At 66.9% G+C, this 22,706-nt stretch carries 20 protein-coding genes and 1 riboswitch; of the genes, 4 read left to right on the forward strand and 16 right to left on the reverse strand.

The window, feature by feature from the left end:
• Positions 1-4: 4 nt before the first annotated feature.
• Positions 5-1,708 carry an AMP-binding protein gene (locus tag JOF48_RS13040; RefSeq protein ID WP_209681347.1) on the forward strand — a complete coding sequence of 568 codons (1,704 nt, stop codon included), beginning with the start codon at positions 5-7 and terminating at the stop codon, positions 1,706-1,708.
• On the opposite strand, the gene JOF48_RS13045 is transcribed toward JOF48_RS13040, so the two are convergent.
• From JOF48_RS13045 to JOF48_RS13085, 9 genes are all read right to left on the reverse strand, one after another.
• Positions 1,705-2,097 (reverse strand): DUF3592 domain-containing protein, encoded by a 393-nt coding sequence (locus JOF48_RS13045; RefSeq protein ID WP_209681349.1) that lies wholly within the window; start codon positions 2,095-2,097, stop codon positions 1,705-1,707. The genes JOF48_RS13040 and JOF48_RS13045 overlap by 4 nt on opposite strands.
• A gap of 116 nt (positions 2,098-2,213) precedes the next feature.
• Positions 2,214-2,975 (reverse strand): metal-dependent transcriptional regulator, encoded by a 762-nt coding sequence (locus JOF48_RS13050; RefSeq protein WP_209681351.1) that lies wholly within the window; start codon positions 2,973-2,975, stop codon positions 2,214-2,216.
• A 17-nt stretch (positions 2,976-2,992) separates the two neighbouring features.
• Positions 2,993-4,243, reverse strand: coding sequence for an Nramp family divalent metal transporter (locus tag JOF48_RS13055; protein WP_209684523.1), 1,251 nt, complete (start codon positions 4,241-4,243; stop codon positions 2,993-2,995).
• 193 nt (positions 4,244-4,436) lie between these two features.
• Entirely contained in the window at positions 4,437-5,204 is a 768-nt protein-coding gene (locus JOF48_RS13060; protein ID WP_245346529.1) for a class I SAM-dependent methyltransferase, read from the reverse strand.
• Positions 5,205-5,495: 291 nt separating this feature from the next.
• The gene (locus JOF48_RS13065) at positions 5,496-6,923 is read right to left on the reverse strand and encodes an aminotransferase class V-fold PLP-dependent enzyme (RefSeq protein ID WP_209681353.1); all 1,428 of its coding nucleotides are present in this window, start codon (positions 6,921-6,923) and stop codon (positions 5,496-5,498) included.
• A 38-nt stretch (positions 6,924-6,961) separates the two neighbouring features.
• A riboswitch (SAM riboswitch) is annotated at positions 6,962-7,075 on the reverse strand.
• 164 nt (positions 7,076-7,239) lie between these two features.
• Positions 7,240-8,055 carry a histidinol-phosphatase gene (gene hisN / locus JOF48_RS13070; RefSeq protein WP_209681354.1) on the reverse strand — a complete coding sequence of 272 codons (816 nt, stop codon included), beginning with the start codon at positions 8,053-8,055 and terminating at the stop codon, positions 7,240-7,242.
• 418 nt (positions 8,056-8,473) lie between these two features.
• On the reverse strand, positions 8,474-9,592 hold the full coding sequence (gene rsgA / locus JOF48_RS13075; RefSeq protein WP_209681357.1) for a ribosome small subunit-dependent GTPase A: 1,119 nt from the start codon (positions 9,590-9,592) through the stop codon (positions 8,474-8,476).
• Positions 9,593-9,596: 4 nt separating this feature from the next.
• Positions 9,597-10,940: a 3-phosphoshikimate 1-carboxyvinyltransferase gene (gene aroA / locus JOF48_RS13080; protein WP_209681359.1), complete on the reverse strand. Its 1,344-nt coding sequence runs from the start codon at positions 10,938-10,940 to the stop codon at positions 9,597-9,599.
• A 6-nt stretch (positions 10,941-10,946) separates the two neighbouring features.
• Positions 10,947-11,462, reverse strand: coding sequence for a DoxX family protein (locus JOF48_RS13085; RefSeq protein ID WP_209681361.1), 516 nt, complete (start codon positions 11,460-11,462; stop codon positions 10,947-10,949).
• Positions 11,463-11,659: 197 nt separating this feature from the next.
• Here JOF48_RS13085 and JOF48_RS13090 point away from each other — a divergent pair, with 197 nt between their 5' ends.
• Together JOF48_RS13090 and rsrA are read left to right on the forward strand one after the other, a co-directional pair.
• Entirely contained in the window at positions 11,660-12,409 is a 750-nt protein-coding gene (locus JOF48_RS13090; RefSeq protein WP_245346530.1) for a sigma-70 family RNA polymerase sigma factor, read from the forward strand.
• 2 nt (positions 12,410-12,411) lie between these two features.
• On the forward strand, positions 12,412-12,672 hold the full coding sequence (gene rsrA, locus JOF48_RS13095) for a mycothiol system anti-sigma-R factor (protein WP_209684525.1): 261 nt from the start codon (positions 12,412-12,414) through the stop codon (positions 12,670-12,672).
• Positions 12,673-12,787: 115 nt separating this feature from the next.
• On the opposite strand, the gene JOF48_RS13100 is transcribed toward rsrA, so the two are convergent.
• The 7 genes from JOF48_RS13100 to JOF48_RS13125 all read right to left on the reverse strand — a co-directional run bounded on the left by JOF48_RS13100 (position 12,788) and on the right by JOF48_RS13125 (position 20,803).
• Entirely contained in the window at positions 12,788-13,330 is a 543-nt protein-coding gene (locus JOF48_RS13100; protein ID WP_209681363.1) for a group III truncated hemoglobin, read from the reverse strand.
• A 6-nt stretch (positions 13,331-13,336) separates the two neighbouring features.
• Complete coding sequence (locus tag JOF48_RS13105) at positions 13,337-13,804, reverse strand: hypothetical protein (RefSeq protein WP_209681366.1); 468 nt, start codon at positions 13,802-13,804, stop codon at positions 13,337-13,339.
• A 630-nt stretch (positions 13,805-14,434) separates the two neighbouring features.
• Entirely contained in the window at positions 14,435-14,509 is a 75-nt protein-coding gene (locus JOF48_RS20195) for a 50S ribosomal protein bL37 (RefSeq protein WP_411802843.1), read from the reverse strand.
• Positions 14,510-14,599: 90 nt separating this feature from the next.
• Positions 14,600-15,208, reverse strand: coding sequence for a PadR family transcriptional regulator (locus JOF48_RS13110; protein WP_209681368.1), 609 nt, complete (start codon positions 15,206-15,208; stop codon positions 14,600-14,602).
• Positions 15,208-16,032: a DUF4097 family beta strand repeat-containing protein gene (locus JOF48_RS13115; protein ID WP_209681370.1), complete on the reverse strand. Its 825-nt coding sequence runs from the start codon at positions 16,030-16,032 to the stop codon at positions 15,208-15,210. The genes JOF48_RS13110 and JOF48_RS13115 overlap by 1 nt, the downstream gene beginning before the upstream one ends.
• Before the next feature lie 283 nt (positions 16,033-16,315).
• Positions 16,316-16,939, reverse strand: a complete 624-nt coding sequence (locus tag JOF48_RS13120) for a GDSL-type esterase/lipase family protein (RefSeq protein WP_209681371.1) — start codon at positions 16,937-16,939, stop codon at positions 16,316-16,318.
• A gap of 60 nt (positions 16,940-16,999) precedes the next feature.
• Positions 17,000-20,803, reverse strand: coding sequence for a multifunctional oxoglutarate decarboxylase/oxoglutarate dehydrogenase thiamine pyrophosphate-binding subunit/dihydrolipoyllysine-residue succinyltransferase subunit (locus tag JOF48_RS13125; RefSeq protein WP_209681372.1), 3,804 nt, complete (start codon positions 20,801-20,803; stop codon positions 17,000-17,002).
• A gap of 306 nt (positions 20,804-21,109) precedes the next feature.
• On the opposite strand from JOF48_RS13125, the gene guaB1 reads away from it, so the two are divergent.
• Complete coding sequence (gene guaB1 / locus JOF48_RS13130; protein ID WP_209681373.1) at positions 21,110-22,609, forward strand: GMP reductase; 1,500 nt, start codon at positions 21,110-21,112, stop codon at positions 22,607-22,609.
• The last annotated feature ends 97 nt before the right edge of the window (positions 22,610-22,706 follow it).

Here is a 22,706-nt window from a genome sequence, read left to right on the forward strand (position 1 = left end):
ACCAATGGAGCTCTCGGGTGCACGCGTGCAGGAACTTTTGGACATGTTCGCGGCGCCTGGCGCCAATGCTGCTGAACTTCTGTGTGACCGGCACCCGTCCGGCCGCACAGCCTTCACGGTCATTGGCGCGGACCTGGACTTTGTTGATATCAGCTACGGCGAGCTGCGGGAGAAATCCACGCAGTTCGCCGCTGCTTTAACTGCCCTCGGCGTGCGCCGCGGCGACCACGTTGCCACGCTCATGGGCAAGTCAGCCGAACTCGTCATCGCCCTGCTGGGCATCTGGCGCATCGGCGCCGTGGATGTGCCCCTCTTTACCGCCTTCGCCCACGATGCCATCGCCTTCCGGTTGCAGGCCAGCGGTGCGCGGCTGGTGGTGTGCGACGCCGACCAGCGCCGCAAGCTGGTCCCGCCGGGCGAGATCCCCACCGACGCCTCGCTGCCTGTCATTGTGGCCCGCGGCGAGGCCTTTGGCTACGACCACTCCTTTGCCGAGCTGATGGCGGGGACGTCCGCCGTCTTTTCCTCCGGTTCTCCCGAGACGGCCGGTTCCCCGGATTCTTCCGGGATGTCCGACGGCGGAACGGTCGCCGTGGGCGGCGACGGCACCCTCGTGCAGCTGTTCACCTCCGGGACCACCGGCACCCCCAAGGGTGTGCCGATCCCGCTGCGGGCCGTGGCTTCCTTTGTGGGCTACCACCGCTTTGGCCTGGATGTGCGGGATGACGATGTTTTTTGGAACATGGCCGATCCCGGCTGGGCCTACGGGCTGTACTTTGCCCTGCTGGCGCCCATGGCCGCGGGGAACCGCTCATTGTTGCTGTCGGCGGGCTTCAGCGCCGAATTGACGTGGGCCGTCATGGAGAAGTTCGCCGTCACCAACTTTGCCGCGGCCCCCACCGTCTACCGCTCGCTGCGGGCAGGCTCCGCCGCTGGTGACGGCCATGTGCTGCGCCGCGCATCAAGTGCCGGCGAGCCGCTGACGCCCGACGTCATCGCCTGGGGCCGGGAGGCCTTCGGCCTGGAAGTCCATGACCACTACGGACAGACCGAGCTGGGCATGGTGGCCGGCAATGCGTGGGCAGGCGGCCTGGCCGAACCGCTGCGGCCCGGATCCATGGGCCGGCCGCTGCCGGGATGGGGCGTGGATGTCCTCGCCGCTGACTCCGATGTTCCCGCCCCGGATGGTGAACCCGGGCGCATTGCCGTCAACGTTCCGCAAAGCCCCTTCATGTGGTTTGGCGCCTACGTGGACGCCCCCGAAAAAACTGCCGAACGCTACAGTGCCGACGGCTCCTGGTATATCACCGGGGATTCCGGGCGCCGCGACGGAGACGGCTACATCTACTTTTCCTCCCGTGACGATGACGTCATCATCATGGCCGGCTACCGGATCGGGCCCTTTGATGTTGAGTCTGTCCTGGTGACGCATCCGGTGGTTTCCGAGGCCGCAGTCATCGGCACCCCGGATGACATCCGGGGCGAAGTCCTTGAGGCCTTTGTGGTGCTCCGGGACTCCGCGGCCGGCTCCCCTGAACTGGCAGCCGAACTGCAGCGCCTGGTGAAGGACAAGTTCGCCGCCCATGCCTATCCGCGGCGGATCCACTTTGTCCCCGAGCTGCCAAAGACGCCAAGCGGCAAGGTGCAGAGGTACATCCTGCGTGCAGGGCGGACCACGCCCGCGGACAAGCCGGGAGCGCCGGATTAGGCGGGAAAACTGACCGCGAGCACCGTCAGTAGAATGGCGGTGAACAGGCCCAGAATGAGTATGATCCAGCCAATGATGATGAAGATCTGCCCTGAGCTCACCACCCCGTCCAGGCGGAAGCGAGAAAAGTCTTTAGGGTCGAAGGCCACCGTCACGGCCGTTCCGGGCAGCAGCGGCAGGGACCTGGCGACGGCGCGGCCGCGCCGGAAGACGCCGTCGGGACTGCGCCATTCATACCTGGGCGGGCCGAAGGTTCCGGAGGGAACTGCAATGCCCTGCACCAGCGGCCATTTGCCGCTGCCCGGCTTGTAGAGGACGGTGCCGATGGTCAGGAAAACTGCCCCGAGCAGGAGCGGGATGGCTGCAAAAACTGGTATCCAGGGAGGCATCCACCCATGCTACCAATCGGCCTGCCGGAAGCCGGAAGCCGGACGCCTTGTGGGACCCGGCGCAGCCTGGGCCCGCCGGTGCCGGACATTCGCGCTGTTGGGAACAGCCGGGGCTGTCAGTCCGCGGAGTGCCCGCTCATCAGGGTGCCGCCGGTGAACTCAGCCACGGCACATCCCGGGTGCGTGCCCACCGAGGCCAGCCACAGCGAGGCCGCAACCTCATCGCCCAAAGTCAGGTGGCCGGCGTCGGCCATGTCCTGGGAAGGTCCCGCCAAACTCACCTGCCAGCCGGCGCCGAAAGGCGGGCGGCCCAGGACGGTGAGCTGCGTGTCCAGGCCGATGCCGATGGATTCGAGGTGGCGCAGGAGCTCGGGGTCGTGGTCGCTGATGCGCGAGATGCGTCCGGTGTGGCCGGGGTCCAGCTCGTCAAGGCGGTGCGAGGGGGGCATGCTGATGCGGCCGGTGGCGTCGGGGATGGGGTCGCCGTGGGGGTCGCGGACGGGGTGGCCCAGCTTGGCGCTCATGCGCTCGATGAAGTGCTCGGAGACGGCATGTTCCAGCTGTTCGGCTTCGTCGTGGACCTCGTCCCAGGTGTAGCCGAGCTCGCGGACCAGGTAGGTTTCCAGCAACCGGTGCCTGCGGACCATGGACAGTGCGAGCCTCAGCCCCCGGGCTGTCAGGTGGATGGGGCTGTACGGCTGGTGGTCCACGAGGCCCTGGTCCTTGAGCTTGCGGACCATCTCCGACACCGACGAGTTCGCGACGCCGAGCCGGGTGGCCAGCACGCTGGAGGTGATGGGCTTGTCCTGCCATTCGGTGTAGGCATAGATGACCTTCACATAGTCTTCGATGCTGGAGGAGGTGGCAGTCTGTTTCACGTCCCCCAGCCTACCCGCTAGGCCTGCCCGGTGAAGGTCAGCCACAGCAGCAGGGCGTTCAGGGCCACGATCAGGATGACGCTGGTGAGTGCGGCAAGGCGCAAGGGGAGCCCGTCGCGGTGTTCGCCCATGACCTTTTTGCTCGCTGTCAGGCGCAGCAGCGGGATCAGGGCGAACGGGATGCCGAAGCTGAGCACAATCTGGCTCACGATCAGCGCCCAGGTGGGGTCGATGCCGACGGAGAGCAGGATAATGGCCGGGATCAGGCTGACCACGCGCCGGGTCAGCAGCGGGATGCGGATGTGCAGCAGGCCGTTCATGATGGTGGCCCCGGCGTAGGCGCCCACCGAGGTTGATGCCAGTCCCGACGCGAGCAAGCCCACTGCAAACACCACGCCCATGACCGGGCCCAGGCTGTCCACTATCGCTGTGTGCGCGCCCTCGATCGTGTCGGTTCCGGAGACCCCTCCCAGTGTTGACGCGGCCAGCAGCAGCATGCCGATGTTCACTGCGCCGGCCAGGATCAAGGCAAGGACGACGTCGAGCCTGGTCGCCTTGATGATCTTCCGAAGGCGCGCCGGGGTGCTTCGGGCGTCGGTGTGGCGGTCCTTGGCCAGCTGAGAGTGGAGGTAGATGGCGTGGGGCATGACGGTGGCACCAAGCATTCCGGCTGCGAGAAGGACGCTGTTGGCGCCGTCGAAGCGGGGGACGAGTCCGCCGGCGATGCCGGCCGGGTCCGGCGGGCTGAGGACCAGCCCGGCGAGGAACCCGATGGTGATGATGACCAGCAGGAAGATGATGATGGACTCAAAATGCCGTTGGCCGTGGCGGTTCTGCACGCTCAGCAGGGCCATTGAGGTAACGCCGACTATCAGGCCGCCCACGGGGAGCGGGAGCTGGAACAGCAGGTGCAGTGCGATGGCGCCGCCCACCACCTCGGCGAGGTCCGTTGCCATGGCCACCAGTTCGGCCTGCAGCCAGTAGAGGCGGCGGCTGCGTGTCTTGAGTCGCTGGCCCAGGTGTTCCGGAAGCGACTTGCCGGTCACCACGCCGAGTTTGGCCGACTGGTACTGCACCAGCATGGCCATGACGTTGGCCGTGACCAGCACCCACACGAGAAGGTAGCCGTACGTGGCGCCGGAGGTGAGGTTGGCGGCCACGTTGCCGGGATCAACATAGGCAATGGCGGCGACAAACGCGGGGCCCAGCAGCACGAGCCCGCCGCGGGGGCTCCGCAGCGGACGCTTCTTCAAGGTGTCGAGCACAATCCATCCTTCGCTAAGCCTAAGTCAAATATTTAGGCTTACCGAAATCATAAGTGACGTGGCTGTGCTTGTCGAGGTGACTCAGTTTCCCTGAGGTATTGCTATGGGGAAACAAAGGTGGCGCTGGCGGGAGTTGGACCCGGGGCTGGGACCCCGCCGCCGGATGAGATGTGCTGCCCGGTGCCGTTGGACGGCGTCAGAGCTTGTGGCTGCGCCAAGTCTGGGCGAGATAGGGGAGCTCCAGTTCCTGGCCGTGCGCATGGCCCAGGTGTTCAAGCAAGTACCAAGCCAGATTGCCCATGACCTTTTCGCGGGTGGCATCGGATGCCTTGAGGTAGTAGCTGCGTGACTTAGCCAGCTCCATGATCCCCTCCGGCGTCAGCGGCTGCGCCCACCGGGTGTTGTGTGCTTCCGGTGCCGAGAACTCGGGGCCAACCTCGGGGCGGAAGTCGGGCTTGTGCACGTCGCCCGCGTGCATGATCCGGGCGAGGCGGTGGACCCACGGGAGGCTGACGTCGAGCTGGTTCCACACCAGCCCAAGGGTGCCGCCGGGCCGCAACACCCGTGCAATCTCGGTGCTGGCGGCCACTGGGTCGACCCAGTGCCAGGCCTGGGCCACCACCGCCAGGTCCGCCGATGCGCCGGGCAGGTCCAACTGTTCTGCAGTGCCGGTGACGGCCGTGACCTCTGGCAGGTTGGCCGTGAGCTGGGCGAGCATGTCGGTGGAAGGGTCGACGGCGGTAACGGTCCAGCCGCGTCCGGCCAGCAACTGCGTGTACTTTCCCGTGCCCGCACCAATGTCCAGGACATCGCGGACGGGGCCGGCCGTTTCCAGCAGCCAGTCCAGTGAATCGGCAGGGTAGCCGGGACGGACCTTGTGGTAATGGTCGCCGCCCTCAAGGAACGCTGCAGCCATGTGCCTGCGCCGTTCCGCGTCGAAAACCGGTCCGCCCATGCCTGCCATGTCCACTCCCACCAACGTTGTGCCTCCTGCTGCCGCTCAACTTTACCGTGGGCAGGGCCGCCCCATCCCCATGAAGCCCGCAGCAATGGCATCAATCAATGCACGCGACGCCATCGCAGCAATGGCTGGATTTCTCGAAACCCCATCGCAGTACGCAAGACGCAGTGCTTGGCTGTGGCACACCCCGCCGCACCGAGGTGCGACAGGGCTGGCCGAAAATCCGTCATTGGTGCGACAGGGATGGCCGAAAAGCGGTCATTGGTGCGATGGCGTCGAAGGGAGGGGCGTGGACTAGTCGGTGGCGCAGGGGGCTGCGCCGGCTGTCCCCGGGGTGTTGGGTGCCCAGTCGGGGTAGCTGCGGGTGTCGTTGGCGGGGACCCACCGGCCGGCGTCCACAACGTAATCCCAGCCGAGGCCGTCGCGCAGCAGTGCGGCCACGCCGTCGATCAGGCGCTGGGCATCCTCCAGCCGCGAGCCCACGCCGAAGCTGGCCCGCAGCGAACCGGCCGGCAGGCCCAGCCGGTTGAGCAGCGGGTGGGCGCAGAACTTGCCGTCGCGCACGCCCACACCGTGTTCGGCGGAGAGGTAGGCGGCGACCAGTCCGGCGTCGTATCCGGTGACCGAGAAGTTGACTACGCCGATGCTGCCGCAATCTGCGTAGTCGGCGCCGTCGTTGAACAACTCATGGACGCTGGCACCGTCGAGCGCGGCGAGCCCGTCCACCAGGTGCCTGCGAAGCTGCTGCTCGTGCTCGTGCCACTGCGCGGCGTCCAGCCCGGCGAGGACCTCGGCGGCCCGGGCCAGTGTGGCGGCGCCCAGCACGTTGGGGGAGCCGGCCTCGTGGCGGGCCGGTCCCTCGGTCCAGCTGGTCGACTCGAGGCGGACCTCCTTCACGGCGCCGCCGCCGGCCAGGTGCGGGGCCCCGGCGTCGAGCCAGTCGGGGCGGCCCACCAGGACGCCTGCACCAAAGGGGGCGTAGAGCTTGTGGCCGGAGAAAGCCAGGTAGTCGATGCCGCTCGAGGCCAGGTCGATGCGGCGGTGCGGGGCGAGTTGCGCGGCGTCAACCACGATCCGGGCGCCGTGCTTGTGCGCCAGCGCGGCAAGCTCGGCCACGGGCAGGACCTCGCCCGTGACATTGGAGGCGCCGGTGACGGCCAGCAGCACCACGTTCCCGGCGCGCAGCTGCGTTTCCACGCGGGCCAGGGTCGAGGCGATGGAGCCGGCGGCAACCACTGACCTGTGCGGGAGCGCCTGCCACGGGAGGAGGTTCGCGTGGTGCTCGATGTCCAGGTAGAGCACCTCACCGTGGGCGTTGGAGCGGCCCTCGGTGAAGCCGCGCTGCTTCAGGATGGATTCGACGCAGCCGGCCAGGAGGTTCAGGGAGTCGGTGGTGTTGCGCGTGAAAATGACGGTGTCGTCTGCGCGGGCGCCCACAAACTTGGCCACGATGGTGCGGGCGTTCTCGTACACCGAGGTGCTCACCTGGGAAGCGTATCCGGCCCCCCGGTGCACGCTGGCGTAGTAGGGCAGCACCTCATTCAGGTGTGCGGCCACCTCTTCCACGGCCGGGGCCGAGGCGGCGTAATCCAGGTTTGCATAGCGCACATGCCCGCCGGTGATGAGGGGCGCGGGCAGTTCCGCACCGACAACCGGCAGCAGGGGGTCGGCGGCAAGTCCGGACAATTTCAGGGTGGCTGATTCCAACAGGGCAGAGCTCATGAGTAGTTCCTTCGACGAAGGACCCTTGGGTGCCAAGGAGTCCGCGCTTGCCAAGACCGCTCCGGCCTGGCCAGGTCGTCACCCGGGGCACCCCGCCGCGAAAGGAGGGTTGCCGGCCAGCAAACCGGGGTTTAGCGCTGGCACTCGTGACCTATGCACAAGAGATTAGCCCAACTTTTTGACATGTGCATTTGTTACGCCGTGTGTCGTCACCTGGCCTGGCCGCGGCGCAGGGCAACGAACAAGTGCGACGGCGGGAGTCCGCCGTCGCACTTAACCCACCTGTGCTTCTACCTGGTTGGGGAGGGTGTGGGCATCAGCTGAGGAGGTCGTCCCAGCTGGGGTTCAGGCGCTGCAGCACCTCCGTGTGCAGGATGGAGTTGGTGGCCAGGGCGTTGCCGCCGTAGGGGCCGTCGACGCCGTCGAGCGAGGTGAAACGGCCGCCGGCCTCCTGCACGATCGGGACCAGGGCGGCCATGTCGTAGAGGTTGAGCTCCGGCTCGCAGGCAATGTCCACGCTGCCCTCGGCGACCATGCAGTACGACCAGAAGTCGCCGTACGCGCGGGTGCGCCAGACGTCGTCGGTCAGTGCGATGAAGTCATCGCGGTTGCCGCGCTCCTTCCATCCGGTCATGGAGGAATATGACATGGAGGCGTCCTTGAGCTCCGTGACGTTGGAGACGCGGATGCGGGTGGCGGAGGCGAGGGACTTGCCCATGTAGGCGCCGGTGCCCTGGGCCGCCCACCAGCGCTTGCCCAGTGCGGGTGCGCTGACGAGCCCAACAACGGGAACGCCGTCGTCCACGAGTGCGATCAGCGTGGCCCAGACGGGGACGCCGCGGACAAAGTTCTTGGTGCCGTCGATGGGGTCGATGATCCAGCGGCGCGTGCCGTGCCCGCTGCTGCCGAACTCCTCGCCCAGGACGGCGTCGCGCGGGCGGACGCGGGCGAGCTGGCTGCGGATGGATTCCTCGGCGGCCTTGTCGGCGTCCGTGACCGGGGTCAGGTCCGGCTTGGTTTCGATGGCCAGGTCGAGGGCCTTGAAGCGGGACATGGTCAGGGAATCCACGCTGTCCGCGAGCACGTGGGCGAGGCGGAGGTCGTCGTTGTACGTCTGGGGTTCGATGGTCATGGTGATTACGCTATCGCGGATTGGGCCCGGGTTCGGGCAGGGCCACTCCCCAACGACCTTATGCGCAGCGACGGGCCGGCACCGTGCGCATGGCCAAGCCCGTGTTTGGGTATGCGCAAGATTCACCTCCCAACGTGGCGCCAGTGAAGGAGCTGCGCCCGATGCCACCCCGAACCGTGCGCATGGCCAAAGCCGTGTTTGGGTATGCGCCAGATGGCCACCCAACTGTGCGCATAGGACCCAAGGGAGGGGCTTTGACCGCGGCCTGCCGTTGACCACGGCCCTGCCTGCGCAAGCTGGTCCGTGACGGACTCCCGCTCCTGCGCGTGGTTTGGGCACAACCACGCGCAGCCCAAGAGTGGCGCATCGTTTGTCCGTGACCGAGCGCAGGAGCAGGGCGGGCCGGGCGCCGTCGGGGTCAGTCGGTGACGCCGAGCTCCTTCTCAGCCGCGCGGCCTTCGGTGCGGTCGCTGGTGCCGAGGAGGCGGCGCAGCGACGCCAGGCGGGCCGGGCCGGCGTCGCCCGCGCTTCCCTCGGCAACCCACGGATCCAGTCCGCAGTTCACGGCGGCGCTGTCATGCTTGCAGCCGCGTTCGCAGTTCTCGGCGCCCGGGGCCAGGTCCGGGAAGGCCTGCAGGATCCGGTCGGCGTCAACATGCGCCAAGCCGAAGGATCGGATGCCGGGGGTGTCGATGATCCAAGACCCCGGCAGGCCGTCCTGCAGCTGCAGCGCCAGCGCGGACGAGGACGTGTGCCGCCCGCGGCCGGTGACGGCATTGACGCCGCCGGTGGCGCGCTGGGAACCTGTCAGGGCGTTGACCATGGTGGACTTGCCGACGCCGGAGTGCCCCACCAGCACGGAAACCTTCCCATCGAGATAGCCGTGCAGCTGCTCGACGGCGCCCCCGGCCAGGAGGGCGGAGTCGCCGTCGTCGGAGCGGGCGTCAATGCCGGAGGCGCCGTCCGCGGCCGTGCGGCTGATGATGACCGTCATGTCCAGGTGCTCGTAGTTGGCGAGCAGCTCGGCGGGGTCCTTGATGTCCGTCTTGGTGATCAGCAGCAGCGGCTCGATGCCGGAATCGTAGGCGGCCACGAGGGCGCGGTCGATGAAGCCGGTGCGCGGCTCCGGGTTGGCGGCGGCCACCACGATGACCAGCTGGTCGGCGTTGGCCACCACCACCCGCTCCACGGGGTCGGTGTCGTCGGCGCTGCGGCGCAGCAGCGTGCGGCGCTCCTCGACCCGGACCAGCCGGGCCAGGGTGTCGGGCTTGCCGGAGGTGTCCCCGACGAGCGCCACAAAGTCGCCGGCCACCACGGGGTTGCGCCGCAGTTCCCTGGCCCGGGCGGCGATCAGGGTGCGCTCGGTGGACAAGTCCTCGTCGACGATGGCGGTGTAGCGCCCCCGGTCCACCGTGATGATCCGGCCAATAACCGCGTCGTCATGGGCGGGCCGGTCCTTGGTTCGCGGCCGGCTGCCCTTCTTGTTGGCCCGGACGCGGACATCGGATTCGTCCCAGTTGCTGTAATCTCGTGCCATGCGCCTATGCCCCGGCTTCAACCGCCGAAGCGTTGTCCGCACTTGATGACGGTTCGGCGGTCTGGGCCACCATGGCCGCCCACATGGCAGGGAAGGCCGGCATGGTCTTGGCGGTGGTGGCGATGTTCTCAACCTCGACGCCGGGCACGGCCAGTCCAATGATGGCGCCGGCCGTGGCCATGCGGTGGTCATGGTAGCTGTGGAACACCCCGCCGTGCAGGGGGGCAGGGTTGATGATGAGCCCGTCCTCGGTCTCGACGGCGTTGCCGCCCAGTGCGTTGATCTCCGCCACGAGCGCGGCGAGGCGGTCGGTCTCGTGCCCGCGCAGGTGGGAGATGCCGCGCAGCTGCGACGGCGTCGAGGCCAGGGCGGCGATGGCGGCCGTGGAGGGGGCCAGCTCCGAGGTGTCGGAAATGTCGACGCCGAGGATCTCGGGGCCGCCGGTGACAGTCAGGATGCCGTCCTCCAGGGTGACCGTTGCGCCGAACTGGGGGAGGATCTCACGCCACTTGTCGCCCACCTGGGTGGTGTTGGACGGCCAGTTCGGGATGCGGACGGTTCCGCGCGTGGCGAGGGCAGCCGCGAGGAACGGGCCGGCGTTGGAGAGGTCCTGCTCCAGGGACACATCAAACGCGGCGACGGGGCCGGGCGTCACGATCCAGTTCAGCGGAGTGGAGTCATCCACCACGACGCCGAGGGAACGAAGCACCTCCACCGTCATGGAGATGTGGTCCACGCTGGGCACGGACTCGCCCACGTGCTCCAGGTGCAGGGGTGTGTTAAAACGGGCCGCAACCAGCAGGATCGCGGAGATGAACTGCGAGGAGCCGCCGGCGTCGACCTGCACATGGCCGCCGTCCACGGAGCCGGTGCCGTGGACGGTGAACGGCAGGAAGCCGTCTTCCGCGTCTTCGACCCGCACGCGGAGCCCCTCCAGCGCAGCCACAATGGGAGCCATGGGGCGCACCAGGGCCGCGGGGTCGCCGTCGAACTTCACGGCCCCGGAGACCAGCGCGGCCAGCGGCGGGACAAAGCGCATGACCGTGCCGGCAAGCCCGCAGTCAACGGTGAGGCCCGCGGGGGCGGTGAAGCCGGCCGGGATGGGCGTGACCACCAGGTCTGGGACGTCTCCTGCGCCCGGCATCTCGGTGATGCCGGCGCCGAGGGCGCGCAGCGCACCGATCATGAGGTCCGAATCGCGGGACTGCAGCGGGGCGCGGAGGCGGGATTCACCGTCGGCAATGGCTGCGAGGACAAGGTACCGGTTGGTCAGCGACTTGGACGCGGGGATGGTGACGGTGGCGTCCAGGGGGGTGGCGGAGAAGGGTGCGGGCCAATGGGCGGTCATGTGTTGTTACTGTCCTGTCACGTCGTGGGCGAGGGCGCGGACCTGCTTGTCCGCATTCTGCAACTGCTTCTTGGTGTTCTTCTTGCCGGCCTCAACGAGCTTCTCGGAACGCCAGGCCAGGCCGGGGCGCCCGGCAGTGTCAACGCTGGCCAGCAGCGCACCGCCGATCAGGCCGATGTTCTTGCCCAGCTGGTTGCGGCGGTGGGCGCGGTTTTCCTTGGTGGACTGGTCCGCGTTGCGGTACTCGGCCACCGTGTTCAGGCCGGCGGTCAGCGCCAGCACCACGGCGGCGGGCCGCGCGAACTTCCCGGTGGCCAGCAGCACGCCGGCACCCACCTGCGTGCCGGCAATCACGCGGGCCAGGTTCTTCTGGCTCGTCTCCACGGGCAGGGCGGCACCCAGCGGGCGCAGGACCGGTCCCAGCGAGACCGCGGTTTGCTCGGCATTGCGCAGCCGGTCGATGCCGGAAAGGATGAACGAGGACGCCAGCATGGGGCGGGCAAGGGCGCGGACAATGGTCAAGGAAGCCTCCTGTATGGTGCTCGTTGCCTTCCGGCGGTGGCGGCAGCCGGGCTGCGGAAGGCTCTTGCTGTGTACAAGTCTCCCACCTTGGTGCCGTGTTTGCGGAATATCCGACGGCGCCGGCCGGTTTGCATCATTAGCGGTGCCTTGCGAAGCGGGCATCCAAGGGACGCACCATGCCATGGAAAGGAACGCCAATGCAGACACTGAGCCCACAGGCCGCGCCCGCAGCGGGCTTCCAGCTGCAGGTGAGCATAGACTCGAAGGTGATGAACATTTCCGAGCCTGAGCAAACTGTCAGCACCGAACCGGCCGTTGTGGTCACGGACGTTGCCGGCGTTGATGTTGCCAACGAGACCACTGAAGCCAGGCGTGCACGTTTTGAGCGTGACGCCATGGTGTACGTTGACCAGCTGTATTCGGCCGCCATGCGCATGGCCCGCAACCCCAGCGACGCCGAGGACCTGGTCCAGGAGGCCTACACCAAGGCGTTTTCAGCGTTCCACCAGTACAAGCCGGGCACCAACTTGAAGGCCTGGCTGTACCGGATTCTGACCAACACTTACATCAACCTGTACCGCAAGCGCCAGCGCGAGCCCCTGCAGTCCAACGCGGACACCATTGAGGACTGGCAGCTGGCACGGGCGGAGTCGCACACATCGAAGGGGCTGCGTTCGGCCGAGGCCGACGCCTTGGACCACCTGCCTGATTCCGACGTGAAGAATGCGCTGCAGGCCATCCCGGAGGAGTTCCGGCTGGCCGTGTATTTTGCCGATGTCGAGGGATTTGCCTACAAGGAGATCTCTGAGATCATGAACACGCCCATCGGCACCGTGATGTCACGGCTGCACCGGGGGCGGAAGCTTTTGCGTGACATGTTGGCTGACTACGCCGTGGAGCGCGGCTACCTCAGGGAAGCCGACCAACTAACTGAGACGGAGAAATGACCATGGGCGACTGCCAAAGCCTGGGCGATTGCGACGACGAGCGCATCGTGCGAATTTATGAATACTTGGACGGTGCACTGTCCTGTGACGACCTCGGTGAGATCAAGGCCCACCTTGACGGTTGCGCCGACTGCTCGCACGAGTACGACCTCGAATGCGTCATCCGTTCCGTGGTGAAGCGCTCCTGCAAGGAGGCTGCCCCGGAAACCCTCAAGGCTGCCATCCTGGCCCGCCTCCACGAAGGCCGCCCCGCCTCGGTCTGACCGCTGCTGCCCGGCGCGGTCTGGGCCCTCTGCCATGGGCGTGCCCGCTGCCGTCGGCCGCGCCTGCAGCTTGGCACCCCGGCCGGGCGCGTTTGGAGGACCCGGCCCGGGGGCTTTATGCGTCCGGGCGCACGGAAATGGTGCTGTACTGGCTCGCCGGACGCCCCGTCACCCGCCGGTGCAGCGACCCCGCAATCAGGTGGGCCTGCACCTTGGCCATCTCGGCCTTCTCTCCGGCAAACAGTTCATCCACCGTTTTGGTCCACAGCTGCAGCCACCGGTTGAAGTGATCCAGCGTCAGGGGTTCCTTGGCGTTGATGTCGAAATGGATCTTCAGCGCATTCCTGCTGTACAACCCCGCCTTGAACAACACCGTCTGCCAGAAGTCGGCCATGATGGGCATGTGGCGCGGCAAGTCCATGTGCGTGACCTCCGTGAAGATGTGCCCAATGAGCTCGTCCCGGAACGCCTTGGTATAGAACGCCTCCACCAGAAGCAGCACGTCCTCCCGGGTGGCGATGTCCGCCCGCGGGCAGCCGACCTCGCAAGGGGAGCTGCCGCCGTCGTGCTGGTTCGCGGCAGCTGGGTAGCTGGTGAGGCTCGACGCCGTTCTGCCGGAGTTCAGCGGTTGGCGCGCCGCCCGTGTTGTGCCTTCCATGGCCGGCTACGCCGCCAGTTCGAGGACGATGAGAATGCCAGCCAGCGGCAGCGCGGCCACCTTGAGCATCTCCGAGACGATATAGCTGACATGGGTTGCCGTGGCCACCTTGGCCTTCACCGCGGTGCTGCCCGTGTGGGTCAGGGCGGTGTCCGAGAGTGCCTTGGTGCGCTGGCCCATGGCCGGGCGCAGAACCAACATCTGCAGCGCAAGGGCCGCGGCTGCGATGGCCAGAAGGATGCCGGCGGGCATCGTCACCAGCCCCTGCTGCTGCGTCCAGGCGCCAATGATGAGCACGGACAGGGCAGCCTCCACTATGTTGAGCACCTTGAAGACCAGCCGCCCGATGCCGACGCCGAGGGCGTGGGTCATGCCGGGAGCCTTGAATTTCAGCGGAGTTTCGATGAATGAGATGGCGGTGACCATGCCGAACCAGACGAACGGCAGCATGACAAGCAGGACGGTGGCAAACATATTCGGCTTTCACTGGGGCGGCGCTTTCCCCTCCAGCCTATCTTTTAGAACACCATTTTCCTTGTTTAATACCTGCCTGCTTGCTCACACCTTGAAGCTGCGGTCCCGGCTGGGACGCCGCTCTGAAAATATTAGCGTTCTCCTGCCGGCCGGCGCCTGTGGGCCAATTCCGCGCCATTGGACCAGGCCGGGTGCCGCGCATAAAGTGCGACGGCAGGCGCCGATGCCCTCAAAGTTGGCTTCCGGTGCTGCCGTGCCGCGAGACTGGGGTCGCCGGGCCCTGCCACCCGTTGAAAGAGCAGATGTTGCGACGTGACCGATTGAAAGTGCAGCACCTGCGATGAAACCACTGGTGGGATCATCGCAGGTGCTGCACTTTCAACCATGGGGGCCCGCGGAAGTCGCATGTGCTGTCGTCTCAAGCGTTTGCGTCCGGATCGCACGGGCGGGCGATCCGCCCTATAGCTTGCCCGGACGCTTTCTTGCGCCCAAAGCAGGGCAGCGGAGGGCGGCTTGCGCTGCCTGGTGCGTGGCGCCGTCGTACTTTGGGCGGCGCACTTTCCGCAGCCGGGCACGCAAAAGCCCGCACCACCGGGCGGTGGTGCGGGCTTTTGTACCATAAGTCAAGACTTAAGTGTTGGGACGCTTACCGTGGTTAGCGCCGCCACGCTTACGATCCCGACGCTTGCGCGAACGCTTGGACATAGCTGCCTCCAATCATCTAAAAGATCTTCAAAACCGATCCGCCTCTAGTTTCGCATAAATCGCACATGTGAACCTAACCGGGATCGGCGGCTAGGCCTTGAATGCGCCCTTGACCGCGGCCGTGGCGTGGTCCAGGGCGGCCTGGAACGCGGCGAGGGCATTCTCGTCCAGCTTGTTTTTGGCGGACTGCACGCGCAGCTCCACGCGGAGTTCGTCGCGGAACTGCTTCAGGAGGAATTCCGCCTGCTGCAGCGGCGCCCCGGTGCCGGCGGGCTGGCTGCGCGGTGCCGCGGGTGCCTGGCGGGCCGCGGTGCGAGCCGTTTCTGCGCTTGCCGCCAGTTCGGCGCGCAGGGTGCGCATGTTGTCCTGCACCTCGTTGCGGATCTCGTCCGCGAGCCGGCGGACCGACGAGGTGATGTTCGCCTGCACCTCCTTGAGCTCATTCTGGCGCAGCTCAAGCTCTGCCCGTCCGGCGTCGGTCAGGGAGTAGATGGTGCGGCGGCCGTCCATGGTGGTTTCCAGCAGGCCTTCCTCTTGCAGTTTTGCCAGCCGGGGGTAGACGGTCCCGGCGCTGGGGGAGTAGGTGCCGCCAAAGCGGTCGGTCAGGGCGCGGATGATCTCGTAGCCGTGCTGTGGCCCCTGCTCAAGGACTGCAAGCAGGTACAGGCGCAGGGCGCCGTGGGCAAAGACGGGAGGCATTAGAACTCCTCCTTTTCCAGTGAAGGGTTGCCGGATCCTGCCACGGGGGAGCGGACGATCGAGACTGCGCCCGAGACGGTGGCGGTGTTGGCTTTAAGGCGGGGTTCCGCCGGCCCGGCCGAGGCCACGGTGCTCTGCCCCACGGTGGTGAAGCGCTGCTGGTCCAGCAGCAGGCTGCCGGAGGCACTGGTTGCGGTGACGTCAACGCCCACGTTGCCAGGGAGGCGGACCATGACCTCCCCGGACACGGACTTGGCGCTCAGCGACCGCGGAGCACCCTGCAGGTCCAGGCTGATGTTGCCGGAAACGGTGTTGGCGCGCACGTCGGTGAGTTCGCCCGAGGCCATGACATCGCCGGAGACGCTCTTGATCACCAGGGGGCCGTGGTGGTCGCGGGCAATGACTTCCCCGCTGACGGTGTCAATATTGAGCATGCCTTCCGTGGCGTCGGCCATGAGTGAGCCTGTGACGGTGCGCAGGGTCGTCTTGACGCTTCCGCTGACCATGCCGTCGCCGCTGACCGTGCTGGCGCTGACGAGCGCCCCGGCCGGGACCGCGATGCTGATGACGGCGGTGGCGGACTGCTGGAAGTTGATGAGCCGCTGCAGCCAGTTGGATGCGTTGAAATGCTCAACTTTCAGGGTGCCGTTGCTGAGGCGGACTTCCAAGGGCTGCCCGTCGATTTCGGAAACTTCCAGGGTTGTGGTGGTTCCCTCGGTGACGACGATGTCGAAGCGGCCCTTGATGAGCGCCACCTTGATCTCCGCCACGCCACTGAATTCCAGTGTCTGTGGTTCTGTGATGGACCACGATTCCTCGTTCATTTCATCTCCTTCGGTACGCGTTATATCGCGTTGTTGAGAACACGATATAACGTGTTGGCGCCGAGATCAAGATATATCGCGAAACTTCCCGCGACGCGCTTTCACTGTTTGGGGCGTTTGGGGCGTCATTCCATCACCGTTCGGGGTGATTTCACCGAGGCTGACGCGGCCCGGCCGGAACGCACGAACGCTCCCGCACTGGATGTGCGAGAGCGTTCGGAGTAAACCAGCCATTGCTGCGACAGGGTCGGAAGAATACCGGCCATTGCTGCGACAGCGTCGGCTAAACGGCTTCTGGGATTTCCAGCCACTGGAACCAGCCGCGGTGCAGCACGAGCCAGGCCATCAGGCCGTAGCCAGCCTGTCCCGGGGCGCCCGCGTTGGCGGCGACGTCGTTGCGCCACTGCTCGTGGTTCTGCAGCGGAGCGAAGGTGTCCACGTAGTGGTGCTTGCGGCGTGTGGTGACGTCGGCGAAGGCCGTGTTGAGTTCGGCCAGCTTCCGGTTCAGCGCAGGATCGAGCGACGGCGGCGGCCCCACCACGAACACCGGGATGTTCAGCTGGGTGGCGCCGTCGAGGATGTTGGCCAGGTTCAACCGGCTGCGGGCCGTGGACAGGCCGTACTCGATGTCACGGCCTGAGAGACCGATGATGAGGCGGTTCTCATGGAAGTCGTCAAAGCGGCGCCCGGCCTCCTGCAGCCACCGGCCGGCCAGCGCCTCGGTGCCCTCCCTCGGGGTGGCCAGGACAAACGGCTCGATCGTGACGGCATCCTGCGGGGTCCGTGCCAGCACCCGGCCAAGCCAACCCAGGGCGCGGGGATCGCCCACACCTGCCACCAGCTCGTCTCCCACAGCGACTATTCGCAGTTCCCGCTTCTCCACGGTTCCCCTCTTCTTTGTGCGCATAACAGACAGTGAAATAAAAGATGCCCGGCCTGAAAGTGCAGACCGGGCATCAGTGGTGCGTTAGCTACGCTCGAACGCCTGCTTGACCAGCAGGGTCTGCTCGACGGCGTGCGTCTTGGCCGAGCCCGTCGCGGTCGACGCGGAGGCCGGGCGTGAAACGCGGCCCAGCTTCCGGTCCAGCTCGGGTGCCAGGTTCAGGCCCATGAACGGCCACGGACCCTGGTTGGCGGGCTCATCCTGTGCCCACACGATTTCCGCGTTGGGGTACTTGGCCAGCTCGGCCTTGATCTCCTCCAGAGGCAGCGGGTACAGCTGCTCCACGCGGATGATGGCAACCTTGCTGTCCGCGGCCTTGTCGCGGGCTGCGATCAGGTCGTAGTACAGGCGGCCGGAGACCAAAATGACGCGGTCGACGGCGTTGGGCTCCAACGCTGCATGCTCACCGATCACGGGGCGGAAGCCGCCCTGCGTGAAGTCCTCAACAGCGGACGCGGCGGCCTTCAGGCGCAGCAGCTGCTTCGGGGTGAAGATGATCAGCGGCTTCCGCGGGCGGCGGTAGGCCTGGCGGCGCAGCAGGTGGAAGTGCGATGCCGGTGTGGTGGGGTTGGCCACGATCATGTTTTCCTCGGCACACATCTGCAGGAAGCGCTCGATGCGGGCGGAGGAGTGGTCGGGACCCTGGCCTTCGTAGCCGTGCGGCAGCATCAACACGAGGGAGGAGTGCTGTCCCCACTTCTGCTCTGCCGAGGAAACGAACTCATCGATGACGGTCTGTGCACCGTTGACGAAGTCGCCGAACTGGGCTTCCCAGACAACGAGGGCGTCGGGGCGCTCCACCGAGTAGCCATACTCAAACGCCATGGCGGCGTATTCGCTGAGCAGCGAATCGTAGATCCACAGCTTGGCCTGGTCCTCGCCGAGCTCGGTCAGCGGGGTCCAGACGTCGCCGTTGGTGCGGTCGTGGAAGACTGCGTGGCGCTGCACGAACGTGCCGCGGCGGGAGTCCTGGCCGGCCATGCGGACCGGGACACCCTCCAGGAGCAGCGAACCGAAGGCGCTGAGTTCGCCAAAGCCCCAGTCGATGCCGCCTTCACGTGACATTGCGGCACGCTTTTCCAGCAGCGGCTTGAGCTTGTGGTGGACGTCGAAGCCCTCGGGGATGGCCAGGTGGGCATCGCCGATGCGGGCCAGGGTGTCCGCGCTGATCGCTGTGACCTGGGGATCGTTGACGCCGGTGTCGCCCTGCTGGGCGATGGGGCGTTCCAGGCCGGAGACGGCCTGGGAATCCTTGGTGACGATCGGGATCGGCGAGGTCTGGGCCGCGTGCGTCTCGGCGAAGACGCGCTCGAGGCGCTCCTGGTAGTCGCGCAGCAGCTGCGTGGCTTCGTCTTCGGTGATGTCGCCGCGGCCGATCAGGGCCTCGGTGTACAGGCGGCGCACCGAGCGCTTGGCCTCGATCAGGTTGTACATGAGCGGCTGCGTCATCGAGGGGTCATCGCCCTCGTTGTGGCCTCGGCGGCGGTAGCAGACCAGGTCGATGACAACGTCCTTGCGGAAGCGCTGCTGGAACTGGTACGCCAGCTGGGCGGCGCGCACAACTGCTTCGGGGTCGTCGCCGTTCACGTGGAACACCGGTGCCTGGATCATCTTCGCGACGTCGGTGGAGTACACCGAGGAACGTGAGGACGACGGGGCGGTGGTGAAGCCCACCTGGTTGTTGACAACGACGTGGATGGTGCCGCCGGTGCGGTAGCCGCGCAGCTGGGAGAGGTTGAGCGTCTCCGCAACAACGCCCTGCCCTGCGAAGGCGGCGTCGCCGTGCACCATGATGGGCAGCACGGGGAAGTTCTCGCCCTGGTCCAGGCGGTCCTGCTTGGCGCGGACGATGCCCTCGAGTACGCCGTCGACGGCCTCCAGGTGGGACGGGTTCGCGGCGAGGTAGACCTTGGTCTCGTTGCCGGCGTCGGAGGTGAATGTGCCCTCCGTGCCCAGGTGGTACTTGACGTCGCCGGAGCCCTGGACGCTGCGGGAATCCTGCGTGCCCTCGAACTCGCGGAAGACCTGCGCATAGGTCTTGCCGGCGATGTTTGTCAGCACGTTCAGGCGGCCGCGGTGCGCCATGCCAATGGCGACCTCGTCGAGGCCGTCGTCGGCTGCATCGGAAATGATGGAGTCCAGCAGCGGGATCAGGGACTCGCCGCCCTCGAGGGAGAAGCGCTTCTGGCCGACGAACTTGGTCTGCAAAAACGTCTCAAACGCCTCCGCGGAGTTCAGCTTGGAGACGATGCGCAGCTGCTCTTCGCGGCTCGGCTTGGAGTAGGGGTGCTCCAGCTCGTTCTGGAACCATTCACGCTGCTCGGGTTCCTGGATGTGCATGTACTCGACGCCGGTTGTGCGGCAGTATGCGTCGCGCAGCACGCCGAGGATGTCGCGCAGCAGCAGCTTGGCCTTGCCGCCGAATCCGCCGGTGGGCCATTCGCGGTCCAGGTCCCAAAGGGTCAGGCCGTAGGTGAGCACGTCCAGGTCGGGGTGCTTGCGCTGGACGTATTCCAGCGGGTCGGTGTCGGCCATGAGGTGGCCGCGCACACGGTAGGAGTGGATCAACTGCTGGATGCGGGCAACCTTGTTGATCTCGTCTGCCGGGTCGACCTGCAGGTCAAGGCTCCAGCGGACGGGCTCGTACGGGATGCGCAGGGATTCGAAGATCTCGTCGTAGAAGTTCTCGGCACCGAGCAGGAGCTGGTTGACCTTCTTCAGGAACTCGCCGGAGCCGGCACCCTGGATGACGCGGTGGTCATAGGTGGAGGTCAGCGTGAGGATCTTGGAGACGGCGTTCTGGGCGATGATCTTGGGGCTGGCGCCCTGGTACTCGGCCGGGTAGTCCAGCGAGCCGACGCCGATGATGGCGGCCTGGCCCTTGGACAGGCGCGGCACGGAGTGCACGGTGCCGATGCCGCCGGGGTTGGTCAGCGAGACAGTGGTGCCGGAGTGGTCGTCAGCCGTGAGCTTGCCGGCGCGGGCGCGCTTGATCAGGTCCTCGTAGGTGCGCCAGAACTCGGCAAAGTTCAGGGTCTCGGCGCGCTTGATGTTCGGCACCATGAGCAGGCGCGTGCCGTCCGGCTTGGGCATGTCAATGGCGATGCCGAAGTTCACGTGGGGAGGCTGGACGGCAACGGGCTTGCCGTCGATCTCGTCGTAGTAGACGTTCATCGAGGGGAAGGCGGCCAGGGCCTTGATGACGGCGTAGCCGATCAGGTGCGTGAAGGAGACCTTGCCGCCGCGGGCGCGGGCCAGGTTGGAGTTGATCACGACGCGGTTGTCAATGAGCAGTTTCGCCGGGATGGCGCGCACACTGGTGGCCGTGGGGACTTCCAGGCTGCTGATCATGTTCGCGGCAATGGCCTTGGCAGGGCCGCGCAGGACGGTCTTGACCGCTTCTTCCGGGACGGACTTGTCCTTGGCGGTCTTGGGCAGCTGCGCCGGGATCGGGGTGGTGCCCGTGCGGGCAGCATCCTTGGCCGGGGCGGGCGGGCGCGGCGCGGCCGGTGCCTTGGGGGCCGCAGCGGCAGCCGCCGGTGCAGCGGCGGCGGGGGCCGCCGTCGTGGTGGGGACAGGCACAACGGGTGCTGCGGGAGCGGCCGCGACGGGGGCGGGGGCTGCGACTACCGGGATCTGGGCGGTAATGGGGGATGCGGCGTGGCGGCCGTTGCCGGCTGCATCATCGGCCGCGAAACCCTCAAACAGTGGCCACCACTTCGTGTCCACTGAGTTTTTATCGCTCTTGTAGCGCTCATACAGTTCATCGACGAGCCACTCGTTGCCGCCAAATTCTTCGGGTAGACGGTGGATGGATTGCTCTGGCACGTGTATTACGCCTCTTCCATGAGTTCTGGTTGCCCGCTGTACAAGGTTGCGCAAGGCGGCGGCACCCGGTCATTGCGTGGATGCTGTCGGCACAAACTTGCGTAGCCTATTCGATATGTGTCCGGAGTCCAACAAACCCCGATCCCCAGCAAGTCTAGTAAGCTACCCGCCCTCTAAGCCAATCTAGAGTGCGGCGCGCCACGGCTATGAGCGAAATGAGCGGTTTTTTGCGGCGAGCGGGGCATTAGACTCAATCCCGTGCGCAGCCCGGCGCCGTCGGGAGCGCCGCACCTGTTAGGGAGTGCCATGCGTTTTCTGAACCAGCCCGCCACCGACCTGACCTACTCCGACGTGTTCCTGCTGCCGTCCCATTCCACCGTTACCTCGCGCCTGGATGTGGACCTGTCCAGCGGCGACGGCACCGGCACCACGATCCCGCTGGTGGTGGCGAACATGACAGCCGTTTCCGGCAAGCGGATGGCGGAGACCGTGGCCCGGCGCGGCGGCATGGCCATCCTGCCGCAGGACGTGCCGCTGGAAGTGCTGCGCTCAGTGGTCGAGTGGGTCAAGGCCCGCGACACACTCTTTGAAACCCCGCTGCTGATGACTGCCGGGGACATCGTCATCGACGCCGTGCACCTCATGTCCAAGCGGTCCCATGATGCGGTGGTTGTGGTGGACGGCAGTGACTTTGTGGGGGTGGTGCGCGGAGTGGACTGCGAGGGCGTGGACCGGTTCGCCTCACTGGCTTCCGTGATGCGCTCCAACCTGCTGACCCTGGACGCCGATCCCTTTGATGCGATCCGGGAGGCTGCCGACGCCGGTGACCTCGACTTCGCCGCCGCCAAGGCCCAGACGGACGAGGCCCTGCGGTCCGCGTTCGCCGTGCTGGACTCCGCCGGGACCGACTACGCGCCCGTGCTCCGAGCCGGTGAGGTGGTCGGTGTGCTGACCCGCACGGGTGCGCTGCGCTCCACCATCTACCGCCCCGCCCTGGACGCTGCCGGGCGCCTGCGCATCGGGGTGGCCGTGGGCATCAACGGCGACGTCGGCGCGAAGGCCGCCGCCCTGCTGGAGCACGGCGTGGACACGCTGGTGGTGGACACCGCCCACGGCCACCAGGAGAAGATGCTGGCGGCCCTGCGCACCGTGAGGGCCCTGTCTCCCGCCGTGCCCGTGGCTGCCGGCAACGTGGTCAGCGCCGCCGGCGTGCGGGACCTGGTGGAAGCCGGCGCCGACATCCTCAAGGTGGGCGTAGGCCCCGGAGCCATGTGCACCACGCGCATGATGACGGCCGTTGGCAGGCCCCAGTTTTCCGCCGTCCTTGAATGTTCGACGGCGGCCGCTGAGTTGGGTGCGCACGTCTGGGCCGACGGGGGAGTCAGGTACCCGAGGGATGTTGCGCTGGCCCTGGCGGCCGGGGCAAGCCAGGTCATGATCGGCTCCTGGTTTGCCGGCACCTACGAAAGCCCCGGCGACCTGCAGGTGGATGCGGCCGGGCGGCAGTACAAGGAGAGCTTCGGCATGGCCTCTGCACGGGCCGTGCAGAACCGCACGTCGGCCGAAGGCGCGTTTGAGCGCGCCCGGAAGGGATTGTTTGAGGAGGGCATCTCCACGTCCAAGATGTACCTGGATCCGGCCCGGCCGGGCGTGGAGGACCTGCTCGACATGATCACCGCCGGGCTGCGCAGTTCCTTTACCTACGCGGGCGCCTCCTCGCTGGCGGAGTTCCGCGAACGAGCCATCGTGGGCGTGCAGTCGGCAGCCGGCTACGAGGAGGGCCGCCCGCTGCCGCAGAGCTGGTGACGCACACGACGGGTCGCGGTGCGGAGCGGGGCAGCCGACGACAAAGCCCGGCACCCCGGCCGTGAATGGCGGGGTGCCGGGTTTGTGAACCTGCGGC

Source organism: Arthrobacter stackebrandtii (genome assembly GCF_017876675.1).
GTDB lineage: Bacteria > Actinomycetota > Actinomycetes > Actinomycetales > Micrococcaceae > Specibacter > Specibacter stackebrandtii.

Coding starts and splice junctions, on each gene's coding strand:
- JOF48_RS13100 (WP_209681363.1), bottom strand. CDS start 13,330: ATGGAAGGCACAACACGGGCGGCGCGCCAACCGCTGAACTCCGGCAGA.
- JOF48_RS13120 (WP_209681371.1), bottom strand. CDS start 16,939: ATGCGCACAAAGAAGAGGGGAACCGTGGAGAAGCGGGAACTGCGAATA.
- rsrA (WP_209684525.1), top strand. CDS start 12,412: ATGGGCGACTGCCAAAGCCTGGGCGATTGCGACGACGAGCGCATCGTG.
- aroA (WP_209681359.1), bottom strand. CDS start 10,940: ATGACCGCCCATTGGCCCGCACCCTTCTCCGCCACCCCCCTGGACGCC.
- JOF48_RS13090 (WP_245346530.1), top strand. CDS start 11,660: ATGCAGACACTGAGCCCACAGGCCGCGCCCGCAGCGGGCTTCCAGCTG.
- JOF48_RS13065 (WP_209681353.1), bottom strand. CDS start 6,923: ATGAGCTCTGCCCTGTTGGAATCAGCCACCCTGAAATTGTCCGGACTT.
- hisN (WP_209681354.1), bottom strand. CDS start 8,055: ATGACCATCGAACCCCAGACGTACAACGACGACCTCCGCCTCGCCCAC.
- rsgA (WP_209681357.1), bottom strand. CDS start 9,592: ATGGCACGAGATTACAGCAACTGGGACGAATCCGATGTCCGCGTCCGG.
- JOF48_RS13060 (WP_245346529.1), bottom strand. CDS start 5,204: ATGGCAGGCATGGGCGGACCGGTTTTCGACGCGGAACGGCGCAGGCAC.
- guaB1 (WP_209681373.1), top strand. CDS start 21,110: ATGCGTTTTCTGAACCAGCCCGCCACCGACCTGACCTACTCCGACGTG.
- JOF48_RS13045 (WP_209681349.1), bottom strand. CDS start 2,097: ATGCCTCCCTGGATACCAGTTTTTGCAGCCATCCCGCTCCTGCTCGGG.
- JOF48_RS13110 (WP_209681368.1), bottom strand. CDS start 15,208: ATGCCTCCCGTCTTTGCCCACGGCGCCCTGCGCCTGTACCTGCTTGCA.
- JOF48_RS13040 (WP_209681347.1), top strand. CDS start 5: ATGGAGCTCTCGGGTGCACGCGTGCAGGAACTTTTGGACATGTTCGCG.
- JOF48_RS13115 (WP_209681370.1), bottom strand. CDS start 16,032: ATGAACGAGGAATCGTGGTCCATCACAGAACCACAGACACTGGAATTC.
- JOF48_RS13105 (WP_209681366.1), bottom strand. CDS start 13,804: ATGTTTGCCACCGTCCTGCTTGTCATGCTGCCGTTCGTCTGGTTCGGC.